This window comes from Microbacterium sp. sgz311019, from assembly GCF_056135325.1.
In genome coordinates, this window is the sequence record NZ_JBWAXO010000005.1 from 294,997 (window position 1) to 309,526 (window position 14,530).

Sequence of the window (14,530 nt, forward strand, 5' to 3'; positions counted from 1 at the left end):
TCACCCCTTCCGTTGGGCGCGGTACTGCGACGGGCTCACCCCGTGCGTCCGGCGGAACTGCCTGGAGAAGTAGAGGGCATCTTCGTAGCCCACCGCCGCTCCGACCTCGCTGATGCTCAATGAGGTCCCGTCGAGGAGCTGTCGTGCACGCCCCATGCGAAGCGAGGTCTGGTAGCTGAGCACGCCTCCCCCCGTGGCCTGGCGGAAGAGGGCGGCGAGATGCGAGGTCGAGATGCCGACCATCGCGGCGAGATCCGGAACGCGGACGGCGCTCTCGATGCGATCCTCGAGGAACGCCATCGCGCGGTGGAGGGGATCGCTCTGGTCGGGGATGGCCGCATCGAGCGCGATCTGGGTGAACAGCTTCCACCCCGCGCCCGCGGCACCGATCATGCGTGCGGGTGTGAGGCCTCGTTCCATCAACGTGAGCATCTCGTCGATGAGAGAGACGCAGCGCTCGACCCCGCGAAGCGTGATCACAGGCCGGGCGCTGGTCGCGCCGGTGGCGGCGGCCAGCTCGTGCACATCGGTTCCGCGCAGGTGGCACCACCAGATCGTCCACGGGTTCGTGGCCGATGCCGCATAGGTGTGCGCTTCGCCGCCAGGGATCACGACGACGGTGCCGCGGCCGACGCCGCTTCGCACACCTTCCATCTCGACCCATCCCGAGCCGGCCGTGCACACGATGAGGATCGTGTCCTGCGCGCCCATCGGCCGGCTGCGCTCGTGGTGGCGAGCCTCGGGGAACATCCCGGCGTCGGTGATGACCAGGCGGCGCGTCACGGGTCGGGACAGGGCCTCGTCGACCAGAGGCCGTGGCACGACATGCATTCGCTCGTTGCGGAACCCCTCGATGAGCTTCACGACATACATCATGCGACATGCTCTGGCTGATCATCCATAGCGCGTGGCGAAGATTGGTGATGACCTCAGTATTGGTCACCCTGTGATGGGCGCGAATTGCGCGTCACCCGACGCTGTAACCAGCGTTTTGTCCATGTTCGTGCTTGTTCCAACCATGGTCGCGCGCCGGAGCGCCAGGTTAGCGTCGAACCGTGATCAGCAATGTCGCCTCTCCGGTCGACGTGGACGGACCGATCCCGGCCGACGTCGCCCGCCTCGTGCTCCCCTACCCACCGGCGGCCGTTCGCCACCGCCTGCGTGACGGCCATGCCGTCGCATGGTCCGAGCCGCTGACGATCAAGACGTACGAGGCCGACGCGCCGAGCCCGTACCCCATGTATCTGGACCACCGCGTGTACCAGGGGTCGAGCGGGAAGGTCTACCCCTTGCCGTTCGTGGAGCGCGTGGCCGACGAGGCGATCCTGCGCGACTGGGATGCCGTCCATCTCGAGAACGAGCACATCCGACTCGTGATCCTTCCCGAGCTCGGCGGACGCATCCATGTCGGGTACGACAAGACGACCGGCTACGACTTCTTCTATCGCAACAACGTCATCAAGCCGGCGCTCGTCGGGCTGGCGGGGCCGTGGATCAGCGGCGGTGTGGAGTTCAACTGGCCACAGCACCACCGACCTGCGACCTATCTGCCGGTGGAGACGACCATCGAGCACGGGGAGGACGGCTCCGTCACCGTGTGGTGCGGGGATCATGACCCGTTCGCGCGCATGTCCGCCCAGCACGGGGTGCGCCTCCGGCCCGGCAGTTCCGTCGTCGAGCTTCTCGTTCGCCTGCACAACCGCACCGACGACCGGCAGTCGTTCCTCTGGTGGGCCAACGTCGCCGCGCGCGTGCACGACGACTATCAGTCGTTCTTCCCGGAGGACGTGGCGTACGTGGCCGACCACGCCCGGCGCGCTCTGACAGCCTTTCCCGCCGCCGACCGTCCCTACTACGGGGTGGACTACCGTGCTCTCGCCGCCGAGAACCCCGGTGCGGACCGCATCGACTTCTACCGCAACATCCCGGTGCCGACCTCGTACATGATCGTCGACTCGGAGCAGGACTTCTTCGGCGGGTACGACCACTCGGCCCGCGCCGGGTTCGTCCACTGGGCCGAGCGACGAATCTCGCCCGGAAAGAAGCAATGGACGTGGGGCGACGCTCCGTTCGGCCACGCGTGGGACGCGCAGCTGACCGACGACGACGGTCCCTATGTCGAGCTCATGGCGGGCGTCTACACCGACAACCAGCCGGACTTCACGTGGATCCTTCCCGGCGAGACGAAGGTGTTCTCGCAGTACTGGTATCCGCTTCCCGCCATCGGTCCCGCCCACCAGGCCACGCCGGACGCCGCCGTGAACGTCGAACGCGGCGCATCCCTGACCGCGCGGTTCGCCGTGACACGCAGCTTCCCGGCTGCACACATGCGCATCCTGAGCGGCATCGACCTCGTCGCCGAGCGCATCGCCGACCTTGCGCCCGGCATGGTGGGTGAAGTCGCGGCGGCTGGATCCGCGGATGAGCGGACTGTCGTCGAACTGCGTGATCGCGGGGGACGGCTGCTGGTGAGCTGGACGCCCGCGCGCGTCAACGACGACGAGCCCTGGGTCGCGGAGGAGCCTCCGGCGCCGCAGGCGATCGAGAACGTCGAGGAGCTCTACCTCACCGGGCTCCATCTCAGCCAGTATCGTCATCCGACTCGCTCGCCGATGCCGTACTGGACGGCGGCGCTCCAGCGCGACAAGGGCGACGTCCGCACGAACCTCGCGCTCGCAGACCGGGAATACCGTGCGGGCCGCTACGAGCTCGCCCACGAGCGCATCGGCGTGGCCCTCGATCGGCTCACCCGTCGCAATGCGAATCCGCTCGACGCCGAAGCGTTCTACCAGCTGGGGGTCGTCTGCGAACGCCTCGGGCGGACGGAGCAGGCCGAGCGGGCTTTCGGCAAGGCTGGCTGGGACGCGACCTGGGCGGGACCCGCGGGATTCGCGCTCGCGCGCTCCCTGACGCGGCGCGGGCGCAATCGCGCGGCGTTGCGCGTGCTCGATTCGCTCGACGAGACGGCCGGTCGAGACGCGCGGCGGGTCGCTCTCCGCGTGATCGTCCTGCGTCGGGTGGGCAGGCACGAGGAAGCGAACGCGACCCTGCGCGACGGACTGGCGATCGATCCGCTGGATGCGACGCTGCGGGTCCTCGGCGGGCGCGAGATCGCCGACGACGGTGGCCTTCTGCTGGATGTCGCGCACGATCTCGTGCGCGCCGGTGAGGACGACGCAGCGCTCCTGCTGCTGCGTCGAGCGGCCGCGGCTCCCGTGAAGACCGCCGGCTCCGTGCATGCCGTCGCGCACTACACGTCGGCGCTCGTCCTCGATCGTCTGGGGCGTCACGACCAGGCTCGGCACTCGCGCCGCCTCGCACGGGCCGCAGATCTGCGCTGGGCGTTCCCCTACGGGCTGGACGCGCTCGACGCCCTCGAGGCCGCGGTCGAGGCGGAGCCCGACGACGCCGTCGCCCTGCTGCTCTCGGGAATGCTGCTCTATGCGCACGGACGTCGACAGGAGGCAGCGGCCCGCTGGGACCGTGCGATCGACCTCGGATTCGATGACCCCGTCCTGCTTCGCAATGCGGGGATGGCCGCGTACAACGTGTCGCATGACGATGAGAAGGCGTGGTCGCTGTATGAGCGGGCTGTGGGCGCCGCTCCCGAGGATGCCCGTCTGCGGTACGAGCAGGATCAGCTCGCGCTCCGGCTGGGGCATTCGACCGCCGAGCGGCTCGCCCGCGTGGGGCCGGCCGAGGAGATCGTGCTCACGCGCGACGACTTCACGATCGCGTACGTCGGTCTCCTTCTCGCCGAAGGGCGTGCGGAGGATGCCCGTCGCATCCTTTCGGAGCACTCGTTCCATCCGTGGGAGGGCGGCGAGGGTCAGGCGATCGCGGCGTGGGATGCGACCGCCGAGGCGCTCGGCATCCCGGTCGGGGAGACCCCTGCCACGCTCGGTGAGGCTCGTTCGCGGTACACGCCCCCCGTCGCCCGCCACGAGGACGGTGTGACGGACTACTTCGCCACGAGCCTGCCCGAACTCCTGCTGTTCGCTCGCGACGGGGGCGACGATGAATGACGTCCTGACGATCGTGCCGGCATCCGGAGTCCAGCACGAGATCGCCGCGGGCGACTATCGTGCGGTCGTCGCAAGCGTCGGCGCCACCCTGCGTTCTCTCACGTGGCGCGGACGCGATCTCGTCGTGCCGTTCGATGCCGATGAACTGCGTCCGGACATGCGGGGCGCGATCCTGGCACCGTGGCCCAACCGCATCGACGGGGGAGCGTACTTCTTCGACGGCTGCGTGCAGGAGCTGCCGCTGACCGAGCCGGAGCTGGGAAACGCGGCCCACGGGCTGGCGTCCTGGCTGCGCTTCGATTCCACGGATGCTTCGCCCGAAGCTCTCGGTCTCACCGCGACGATCGAACCTCAACCCGGTTATCCGTGGCGCATGCGGATCGATGTCTCGTTCCGGCTCGGCGCCGGCGGGCTGATGCAGAGCATCGCGGCCACCAACGAGAGCTCGACGACCGCGCCGGTGGCGCTCGGCGGCCATCCGTACCTCTGCGCGTCGGCTCCGCACCGCGGGGCCGTGGACGAGTGGACGTTGCGGGTCGACGCGGGCGAGGCGCTGACGGTCGATGAGAGATTGATCCCCCGGTCATCGGTGCGGCTCGAGGCGGGAGACCCCCTCGACTTCCGGGGAGGACGACGGATCGGGCCCATCGCGATCAACACGACCTATGGCGCCCTCGATCGTGTCGGCGACGGACAGGCGGTGATCCGCGTCACAACGGAGCAGGGCGGTGGGGTTCAGCTCGCATGGGATGCGCGCTGCCCGTGGGTCCAGGTGTACACGGCCGACGAGTCCCTGGGAACCGCGCATCGCTCCGGTATCGCGGTCGAGCCGATGACGTCGCCCCCTGATGCGTTCAATTCGACGACAGACCTGGTCCTCCTCGAACCCGGGCAGACGACCGCCGTGGAATGGGAGATCAGCCGTGTCGACTAGCCCGGACGGCGCACGGCCGCCGCCGAATCGGCCTCGGCAGATCGCACACGAATCCCCGTAATGAACACCCGACCACCTGCCTCTTGTACAGCAGGGGCACATCCCTTCCCGGCCGCGAAGCCGGAAGATCAACGAAGACAAGGAAAGCGGATGAAAAAGCACACAACACAGGGAGCCCGTCGCTGGCTCCTGGTGGCCACGGCGGCCGCCGTCACCGCACTCGCCCTCAGCGCGTGTTCATCGGGCCAGGAGACGGCTGCTCCCGCTGCCTCGGGCGCGAACAAGAGCGGTCAGCTCACGATCGCCTACCTGCAGAAGCAGGGCGATCAGCAGTACTTCATCGACGAGGCCAACGGCGCGCAAGCCGCGGCCAAGGCGGCCGGCAACGTCAAGGTGAACGTCGTGGACCTCGGCACCGACTCCAACAAGGCCATCTCCGAGATCGAATCGGCCATCGCGCAGAAGGTCGACGGCATCATCGTCGTCGTTCCCGATCAGCAGATCGGGCCGCGGGTCATGCAGATGGCGAAGGACGCCGGCATCCCGATCATGGCCTCTGACGACACGATCAGCGACAGCTCGGGCCAAGCCGCGCCGTTCGCCGGATTCGACGGGACGTCGATGGGCAAGAAGGTCGGCGAGGAGGCGGCGAAGCTGTACACCAAGGCCGGATGGTCCGCGTCGGACACCCGCATCCTGTCGGCGTACAAAGAGGACCTCTCGGTCTGCCAGCAGCGCGTCGACGGTGCGAAGAGCGCGTTCGCGGCGGCGGTCAGCGACACCCCCAAGGTCATCGATGTCGGCACGGACAACTCGGTCACCGACGCGCAGGACAAGGCCGGCGCGGTCATCACCGCGAACTCGGGTGTCAAGCATTGGATCGTCTGGGGCTGCAACGACGAGAGCGAGACCGGTGTCGTCACGGCTCTGCAGAACTCGGGCGTCGCGCCGAAGGAGATCCTCGGTGTGGGCCTCGGAGCCTACTTGACCTGCAAGGACTGGAAGGCGGGGCAGGACACGGGCAACAAGGCCGCACTGTTCATCTCCGGCGTCGAAGTCGGCAAGACGGCGATGGATGCCATGGTGGCGAAGCTGCGGCACGGGACGGCGCTGCCGCCTCGATCGATCGCGAGCACGCAGATCGTGGACGACGGCAACTGGCAGGCGAACGGCGTCGCCTGCACCTGATCGACATCTGCGGGGGCGGCTCGCTCCGCCCCCGCAGAGTCCCCTCGATCGACGGAGGAATCGAGTCATGTCACAAGAACCGATAGCGCTGCGCGCCACCGGAATCAGTAAGAGCTTCGGACCGGTACGTGCACTCACGGACGTCCATCTGGAGCTGCGGGCCGGAGAAGTCACGGCCCTCATGGGTGAGAACGGCGCAGGAAAGTCCACCCTGCTCAAGATCCTCAACGGCGACTATCGGCCCGACGGCGGCGAGCTGCTGATCGCAGGGGAGTCGCAGCACTTCAGCGACCCGGCCGACGCGCGTGGGGCCGGTCTCCGCGTGATCGCTCAAGAGCCGGAGATCATCCCCTTCGTCACGGTTGCGGAGAACATCTTCGCCGGCAATCTCGGCTCTGCCGGCTTCAACAGGCGTGCGCTGATGCGCCGGACGAGTGAAGAGCTCACGCGCTGGGGATTCGATCGCGTCATCCAGCCGGACCTCATCGGGTCGCAGCTCTCCCCGGCGCAGCGTCAGGTCGTCGAGATCATGCGCGCCGTGATCGCCCGCCCTCGAATCATCTGCTTCGACGAGCCGACATCGTCTCTGGGCGATGAAGAGGTCGCCCTGCTGTTCGCCCTGATCCGTCAATTGCAGGCCCAAGGCGTGGCGATCGCCTACGTCTCGCATCGGATGGCGGAGATCTTCCAGCTCGCCGACAGCATCACAGTGCTCCGCGACGGATCCTTCGTCGGCTCGCGCCGAGCGGCCGAAACGACGCACGACGATCTCGTGCGCATGATGGTCGGCCGCGACCTCAGTCAGTTCTTCCATCGCGACCCGGCACACCTGGGCGACGTCGTCCTCGAACTCAACGGAGTCTCCAACGAGTTCGTGCAGGGAATCGACCTCTCCGTGCGTGCCGGGGAGGTCGTCGGCATCGCGGGCCTGGTCGGTGCCGGTCGCAGCGAGCTCATGAAGACGATCGCGGGCGACTATCCGGCGACAGCCGGCACGATCTCGGTCGAAGGTCGTCCTCGTCGCATCCGTCAACCCTCCGACAGCATTCGCGCGGGGATCGGGTTCGCACCCGAGGAGCGGAAGACGGAGGCCCTTCTTCTTCAGCGGTCGGTGCGCGACAACATCGGCCTGACGGTCCTCAAGTCCCTGTCGCGCGGAGGCTTCGTCAGCGATCGCCGAGAGCGGGCACTGGCCGCGGACTTCATCGAACGGCTGCGCATCCGCACGCCGTCGACCGAGCAGTCGGCCGGGAAGCTGTCCGGAGGCAACCAGCAGAAGATCGTGCTCGCGCGGTGGCTCGCGACCAAGCCGAAGATCCTCCTCCTGGATGAACCGACCCGAGGCATCGATATCGGTGCGAAGTCGGAGATCTACGCGATCATCGACCGGCTCGCCCATCAGGGCGTCGCCGTCATCGTCGTGTCGAGTGAGCTGCCCGAGGTCTTGGGGGTCTCCGATCGCATCTACGTGATGGCGCACGGACGCGTCACGGGCGAGCTCGATCGAACGGCCGCCACCGAAGAGAAGATCCTGGCCCTCGCGATGGACGAAGAAGTCGCGGCATGAACGCCGTAGCCCGAAAGGAAGCTGTACCCGTGACCACCACCTCGCCCACCGCGATCGAGCCCACAACATCGTCGGTGCCCGCCGCGCCCATCTCGCCGCTGCGTCGTTGGGTCCGTTCCGTCGGCGCCCAGAACATCTCGCTCCTGATCGCGATCGCTCTCGTGGTCGCGATCATCGGGATCCAGAACCCGCTGTTCTTCACGGTCCCCAATCTCAGGGTCATCGGCACCGCGATCGCGATCGTGGGACTGCTCGCGATCGTCCAGACGGTGGTCATCATCCTCGGAGCGCTCGACATCTCGGTGGGGTCTGTCGCAGGTCTGACCTCGGTCGCCTCCGCCATGATCTTCACCGCAGCCGGCTCGAAGGCCGGAGTCATCGCGACGACGGCGATCGTGATCGGTCTCGTGTGCGGTCTGATCAACGGCTGCATCATCGTCTTCGGGCGGGTGAATCCGGTGATCGCGACTCTCGCCAGCCTCGCGGCGTTCAAGGGTGCGGCACAGCTCATCTCGGACGGAAGGGCGCAGGGCTACACCGGCTCGGATCCGTTCTTCGTGTTCCTGGCGCGCGGTTCGATCATCGGCGTCCCCGTGCTCATCTGGGTCCTCGTCGTCGTGGCGATCCTGGCGCACGTTGTGCTGCGATACACCGCGATCGGTCGCAACATCTATGCCGTCGGTGGCAACAACATCGCGTCGCGTCTCGCGGGCATCAACATCAACCGGTACATCATCGGCGTCTACATGCTCACCGGGGCCGTCGCGGCGATCGCCGGCATCCTGATCACGGCACGCACCGGATCGGGCCAGCCGATCTCGGGCTCAGAGGGTCTGGAGCTTCAGTCCATCACGGCGGCCGCGCTCGGCGGCGCGGCGCTCAAGGGCGGCAAGGGCACGATCGCGGGCACCATGCTCGCCGTCATCCTGCTCGGCGTGCTCACCAACGGCATGACCCTGCTCGGCGTCAACACCTTCTGGCAGAACGTCGCGCAAGGTGCGTTGCTGGTGATCGCGGTCATCATCCAGCAGCTCCGGTCCGGCGAGCGCCGTATCGGAATCCCCGGATAGCCACGGACGCGGAATGGTCGTGCCCGAAGCGCGGGTACGGCCGTTCCGCGCCAGGTGCGGCAGTTACCTCACGCTCCCCGCCAGCTCCATCCCTGCGTTCCGCAGCCACTGGGCGGGATGCGACAGCGCGTACTTCTCGAGTCTTGTCGACTTGCACACTAGTATTCCAGGGTGCGATGCTGTCGACGGCTCCAGTACCGCGTCCCGATCGAGATCGGCGGGGTCCGTGTGACGCCGGGCGATCTCATCTTCGGCGACCTCGACGGCGTGCTGGTCATCCCCCAGGATGTCGAAGACGAGGTCCTCGAAGCGGCCGTCGCCAAGGTCGCGACGGAGAATGTCGTACGCAACGCGATCGACGACGGGATGTCGGCCACGGAGGCGTTCGCGCGCTACGGGGTGCTGTGATCGATGGACAACACAGAGGAGCAGGACGTGCAACGCAGGCATGAAGGCAAGGTCGCCATTATCACGGGCAGTTCCGCCGGGATCGGCCGGGGCGCCGCCGAAGTGTTCGCCGCGGAAGGCGCGAGTGTGGTGATCCACGGCTTCACCCGGTCGTCGGTGGAGCGCACGGTCGAGGACATCCGCGCTGCGGGTGGCGTCGCGTGCGGGGTCACCGGCGACGTGGCCGAGGAGCAGACCCACCGGGAGCTCGTCGCAGCCGCGCTCGAGAACTACGGGCGCATCGACCACCTGGTGACGTCTGCCGGCATCCAAACATACGGGGATGCCGCCACGACGACGCCCGAGGGCTTCGACCGCGTCTTCGCCGTCAACGTCCGGGGCGTCTTCCTCGCGATCCATGCCGCGATCGAGCAGATCCGGGCCAACGCTGGCACGATCACGATCATCTCCTCGGTGCAGGGGGTCGCAACGCAGAACAACGTCGTCGGATACACGTCGACGAAGGGGGCGCTCAACGCCATGACGCGCGCGCTCGCCGTGGACGAGGCCGCCTACGGCGTCCGCGTGAACGCGATCCTGCCCGGCTCGATCGACACCCCGATGCTGCGCACGTCGGCGCGCGAGTGGTCGGACGGCACGGATGCGGGGGTGGAGAGCGTGATCGCCGAGTGGGGGCGCATGCACGCCCTCGGCCGTGTCGGCAGCGCCACCGAGGTCGGTGCGGTCTGCTCGTTCCTCGCCAGCAGTGAGGCGAGCTTCGTGACCGGCGCCGAGCTGCGCGTGGACGGCGGCCTGCTCGCGCGCGTGGCTGCGGCGCTCCCCGAGAAGAAGTGAACCCTGGAAAGGCCCGGTCATGATCCAGCTCAGTGAATTCCTCCCTCCCCGGCCCGCAACGTCCTGGCGTCTCATCCGCCAGGCGGGTGTGGACAACGTGGTCGGCATCCTCAACGGCGGTGAGCAGGACCAGCGGATGTTCGCCTCGGTCGGCAGTGCCGGGTGGACGCCGGATGACCGCGACGAGGTGCCGTGGAGCCTCGAGGCGCTGCGGCACAACAGGGACCTGTACGAGCAGTGGGGGTTCCGGCTCATCGCCACCGAGGACACCGCCCCCATGGACGACATCCGTCTGGGCCGCCCCGGGCGGGACCGGCAGATCGACCAGTTCATCGAGCAGATCCGCGCCCTCGGCGCCCTCGGCATCCCCGTCATGGCCTACAACTGGATGGCGCTCAGCAGTTGGGGGCGCACAGACGTCGCCCTCGAAGACCGCGGCGGCGCCCTGGTCACCGGATACACGCGCTCGGTCGCCCAGGCGCAGCCGGCCTTGATCGAGCCGGGCGAGGTCACCGACGCCGACATGTGGAGCGCACTCGAGTACTTCCTGAAGGCCGTCGTGCCCGAGGCCGAGGCCGCCGGAGTCCGGCTGGCGCTGCATCCCGACGACCCGCCCCAGCAGATCGACCGCGGCGTGCCGCGGATCATGAGCTCGGTCGAGAACTATCGCCGCATGCTCGAGCTCGTCCCCTCGGAGTACAACGGGGTCACCTTCTGCCAGGGCAACTTCGCCCTCATGCGGGAGATCGTCTCGGGCGAGACGTCCATCCCCGAGGTCATCCGCGAGTTCGGCTCGTCCCGCATCCCGTTCGTGCACTTCCGCGACGTGAAGGGGACCGTGGAGGAGTTCCGCGAGACGTTCCACGACGCCGGCCAGACCGACATGGCCGAGTGCCTGCGCGCCTACCACGACATCGGCTTCGGCGGCGCCATGCGGCCCGACCACGTGCCGACCCTGGAGGGCGAGTCCAACAGCGCGCCCGGCTATGAGACGCTCGGCCGGCTGTTCGCGATCGGCTACATCCGCGGTCTCGAGCATGCCGCTTACGGCCACCCGGCGGCGCGCGGGTGACGGGAGCCGATCCCGGTGTGAGGATCCTCGCCCGCATCGGGTACGTCGACCGGATGCCGACTCGGTGCGACCTCGTGCCGGCTCACGTGCTCGCACGTGAAATTCGCTAGTTTGGCTAGCGAGTGAGCCCCGATCGGATGTAGGCTTCGCGCATCTGGTCGGCGTCGCGGGGCGCTTCTTCATACCCCGGGACGCCGTACATGGACCGGCTGCCGCCGGATCAGGGTGACATCGGAGCCGTTCGTTGTGCCTGGCGAAGTGCTCGCGATCGTCCGCGCCACGAATCGAACCGGTGACTCGCTCTGGATCCTCCCGCGGCACCAACCCGCGCGGGTCGACGGCCGGTCTGATCACGAGCGATTCGCGCGAAGGAGCACGAGATGGGCCACATCACCGTAGGCGTGGAGAACAGCACGCCGATCGAGCTGTACTACGAAGATCAAGGGACCGGCCGGCCGGTGGTCCTGTTGCACGGCTGGCCGTTCGACGGCCGTTCGTGGGAACCGCAGCTGCACCCTCTGCTGACCGCCGGTTACCGTGTCATCAACTACGACCGTCGTGGGTTCGGCCGATCCAGCGCACCCGCCGGGGGGTATGACTTCGACACTCTCAGTGGAGACCTCGAGACGGTGATGCGCACTCTCGACCTCCACGACGCCAGCATCGTCGGCTTCTCCCTGGGAACGGGCGAGCTCGCACGCTACATCGGCCGGTTCGGCACGGAGCGCCTGCGCAGCGCCGTGTTCATCGAAAGCCTCACCCCGACGTTCGCGAAGGGGCCGGACAACCCCGACGGTGTCGATGCGGCCGGGGTGGACGGGGTGCAGCAGGCCATACTCGCCGACCGCTTCGCGTGGCTGACAGGGATGATGGACAACTTCCTCAACCTCGACGACTACCGCGGGACGCTCGTCAGCGACGACACGGTCCGGGCGATGTGGTCGGCGGGAGCGGATGCATCCCCCCGGGCCACCTGGGCATGCCCCCGCGGGTGGCTCGAGGACTTCTCGGAGGATGTGAAACGGGTCGACGTGCCCGCGCTCATCATTCACGGGACGGCGGATCGGATCCTGTCCCTCGAGGCACAAGGACACCGCGCGCGCGACGCGATGCCGCACGCGCAGTACCTCGAGATCGAGGGTGGCCCGCACATTCATCCGGTGACCCACAGCGCGCAGGTCAACGACGCGCTGCTTCGCTTTCTCGCCGCCTGACATCGAGAAGGGACACGTCATGACTCAGACGACGCCGGCCCGCGGCGACTCCGACGACCTTGCTCAGGTCCTCAGGCGCACCGAACTGCAGCACACGGGCTCCTCGATCCCGGGGAGGGACATCGTTCAGGTGCTCACCGAGATCCCTGTCGGTGTCTCGTCCGGCTGGCACCACCATCCGGGAGAGGAAGTCGGCTACATCGTCGCCGGCGTCGTCCTGATGGAACGCCAGGACGCCGAGACGCAGACACTCAACACGGGTGACGGTTTCGTCATCCCGCCCCATGTACCCCACAACGCCACCGACATCGGCACGGAGACCGGTCGCATGCTCTCGACCTACATCGTCCAGACCGGTGAGCCGGTGTCGACCCTCGAATCCAAGGAGTAGTTCACATGGCGACGATCATCCTGGTGCACGGCGCCTTCGCCGAGTCCGCCAGTTGGGACGATGTCATCGGGCGCCTCCAGCGCGGCGGCCACACGGTGATCGCGTACGCGAATCCCCTGCGCGGCATCGCTGCAGACGCCGCGGGCCTGACCGACCTCATCGCGACAGTCGAGGGGCCCATCGTTCTGGTGGGGCACTCGTACGGTGGTGCCGTCCTCACCGCCGTCCCCGCCTCAGCGGGCGACATCCGCGCGCTGGTCTACGTCGCCGCGTTCGCGCTTGCTCCGGGGGAGAGCGCAGGGGATGCTGCGTCGGCCGCACCCGGTTCGACTCTCGCGGACGCATTGCGGCCGGTCCCCCTGACATCCGGCGGGTTCGACATGTACATCGACCAGGCGAAGTACCACCAGCAGTTCTGCGCCGACATCGAGCAGACCCGGGCGGCCACGATGGCAGCGACCCAGCGACCCATCACCGCGGCCGGGCTGAACGAACCCCTCGGCGACACCGCCCTCTGGCAGACGACGCCCAGCTGGTTCATCTTCGGCGAGTCGGACCGCAACATCCCGGCAGGCGCGCACCACATCATGGCCGACCGCGCACAGGCTCGGCAGACCATCGAGGTTGCCGGCGCGTCCCACGTCGTCGGGATGTCGCACCCTGACGAGACGGCCGAACTGATCCTCACGGCCCTGGAGGAGACCGTCATCGGTCGACACGATTAGCGGTTGCCGAACAGCCGCATCAGGTGCTCGCCGGCGAGTGTGCGCCGGCCGAGGGTCGACAACCGCTGACGGAATCCGTGCTGGGCATCCGACCGGGCGGATCCTTCGCCCTGGGGCCGGAGATTGGGATTCATCCGGCCCCAGGGCATCAGCACGGCGACTGCGCGAGGGGCTGGGGACCCTGGGGCGTCGACGTCGCGCGTGCTGAGGATAACCCCCATGAATACTTGTATACCTATCTGGGACAGCCGTCAACCCGCGCGCGTCATTGCCACTTGAATACTTGTATGAAAGACTGAAGCCCGGCTGCAACAGTGCAGCGACAGAGCGAGGCAGGCACGCAGATGAACGAGTTCTCCGGGAAGGTCGCGATCGTCACGGGCGGTGCGTCCGGAATCGGCCGGGCCACAGTGGAGCGACTTCTCCAAGAGGGCGCGCGGGTCGCGATCTGGGATCGCGATCTCGTCGATATCCCGACTTCGGCCTGTCTGAGCCTCCAGGTGGACATCACCGATGCGGAGTCTGTCGGGCGCGCGATCGACGCCGTGATCGCCCAGTGGGGAGCGCTGCATGTACTCGTCAACTGCGCGGGAATCGGAGCCGCGGGGACGATCATGGACAACTCCGACGAAGAGTGGAGCCGCGTCTTCGACGTGAACGTCTTCGGGGGCGTGCGCGTCACACGGGCGGCGATGCCGCATCTGATCCGTTCGCAGCCGTCGTCCATCGTGAACGTCGCCTCCGCAGTCGCACTGACGGGGTTCCCCAACCGAGCGCTGTACACGGCGACCAAGGGCGCCGTGCTGTCGCTGACCCGCGCCCTCGCCGTCGACCACATCGAGGACGGCGTCCGCGTCAACGCGGTGTGCCCGGGAACGACATCCACCCCCTGGGTGGACCGCCTCCTGCGTGCAGCCGAGGATGAGAACGCCGAGCGGGCGGCGCTCGCCGCGCGTCAGCCGCACGGACGTCTGATCAGCGCCGCCGAGGTGGCCGACGCGATCGTCTACCTCGCCAGTCCGCGGGCCGCGTCGACCAACGGTGTCGCTTTGTCGGTGGATGCCGGCATCCAATCGCTGTACGTGCGCTCGTAGCCGCGCCG

At 67.8% G+C, this 14,530-nt stretch carries 13 protein-coding genes; 12 read left to right on the forward strand and 1 reads right to left on the reverse strand.

The features are described 5' to 3' along the window. Nucleotides 1–876 (reverse strand): AraC family transcriptional regulator, encoded by an 876-nt coding sequence (locus AC0NZN_RS10310; protein WP_474592206.1) that lies wholly within the window; start codon nt 874–876, stop codon nt 1–3. A gap of 179 nt (nt 877–1,055) precedes the next feature. Between AC0NZN_RS10310 and AC0NZN_RS10315 the strand changes: the two genes are divergently transcribed. From AC0NZN_RS10315 to AC0NZN_RS10370, 12 genes are all read left to right on the forward strand, one after another. Continuing rightward, nucleotides 1,056–4,025 (forward strand): DUF5107 domain-containing protein, encoded by a 2,970-nt coding sequence (locus AC0NZN_RS10315; protein ID WP_474592207.1) that lies wholly within the window; start codon nt 1,056–1,058, stop codon nt 4,023–4,025. Then, nucleotides 4,018–4,959: an aldose 1-epimerase family protein gene (locus AC0NZN_RS10320; protein ID WP_474592208.1), complete on the forward strand. Its 942-nt coding sequence runs from the start codon at nt 4,018–4,020 to the stop codon at nt 4,957–4,959. Before AC0NZN_RS10315 ends, AC0NZN_RS10320 begins: the two co-directional genes overlap by 8 nt. A gap of 150 nt (nt 4,960–5,109) precedes the next feature. Next, nucleotides 5,110–6,147 carry a substrate-binding domain-containing protein gene (locus tag AC0NZN_RS10325; protein ID WP_474592209.1) on the forward strand — a complete coding sequence of 346 codons (1,038 nt, stop codon included), beginning with the start codon at nt 5,110–5,112 and terminating at the stop codon, nt 6,145–6,147. A gap of 67 nt (nt 6,148–6,214) precedes the next feature. Then, nucleotides 6,215–7,714, forward strand: a complete 1,500-nt coding sequence (locus AC0NZN_RS10330) for a sugar ABC transporter ATP-binding protein (protein ID WP_474592210.1) — start codon at nt 6,215–6,217, stop codon at nt 7,712–7,714. Nucleotides 7,715–7,743: 29 nt separating this feature from the next. Then, entirely contained in the window at nt 7,744–8,784 is a 1,041-nt protein-coding gene (locus AC0NZN_RS10335; protein ID WP_474592211.1) for an ABC transporter permease, read from the forward strand. 171 nt (nt 8,785–8,955) lie between these two features. Further along, on the forward strand, nt 8,956–9,192 hold the full coding sequence (locus tag AC0NZN_RS10340; RefSeq protein WP_474592212.1) for an RraA family protein: 237 nt from the start codon (nt 8,956–8,958) through the stop codon (nt 9,190–9,192). A gap of 27 nt (nt 9,193–9,219) precedes the next feature. Beyond that, nucleotides 9,220–10,026 carry an SDR family NAD(P)-dependent oxidoreductase gene (locus AC0NZN_RS10345; RefSeq protein ID WP_474592213.1) on the forward strand — a complete coding sequence of 269 codons (807 nt, stop codon included), beginning with the start codon at nt 9,220–9,222 and terminating at the stop codon, nt 10,024–10,026. A gap of 19 nt (nt 10,027–10,045) precedes the next feature. Further along, entirely contained in the window at nt 10,046–11,098 is a 1,053-nt protein-coding gene (locus AC0NZN_RS10350; protein ID WP_474592214.1) for a mannonate dehydratase, read from the forward strand. 380 nt (nt 11,099–11,478) lie between these two features. Then, the gene (locus AC0NZN_RS10355) at nt 11,479–12,312 is read left to right on the forward strand and encodes an alpha/beta fold hydrolase (protein ID WP_474592215.1); all 834 of its coding nucleotides are present in this window, start codon (nt 11,479–11,481) and stop codon (nt 12,310–12,312) included. Between the two features lie 19 nt (nt 12,313–12,331). Further along, nucleotides 12,332–12,703: a cupin domain-containing protein gene (locus AC0NZN_RS10360; RefSeq protein ID WP_474592216.1), complete on the forward strand. Its 372-nt coding sequence runs from the start codon at nt 12,332–12,334 to the stop codon at nt 12,701–12,703. Between the two features lie 5 nt (nt 12,704–12,708). Beyond that, a complete protein-coding gene (locus AC0NZN_RS10365; protein ID WP_474592217.1) occupies nt 12,709–13,428 on the forward strand; it encodes an alpha/beta fold hydrolase in 720 nt (239 codons plus the stop codon). Nucleotides 13,429–13,772: 344 nt separating this feature from the next. After that, nucleotides 13,773–14,522, forward strand: a complete 750-nt coding sequence (locus tag AC0NZN_RS10370; protein WP_474592218.1) for an SDR family NAD(P)-dependent oxidoreductase — start codon at nt 13,773–13,775, stop codon at nt 14,520–14,522. Nucleotides 14,523–14,530 lie beyond the last annotated feature (8 nt).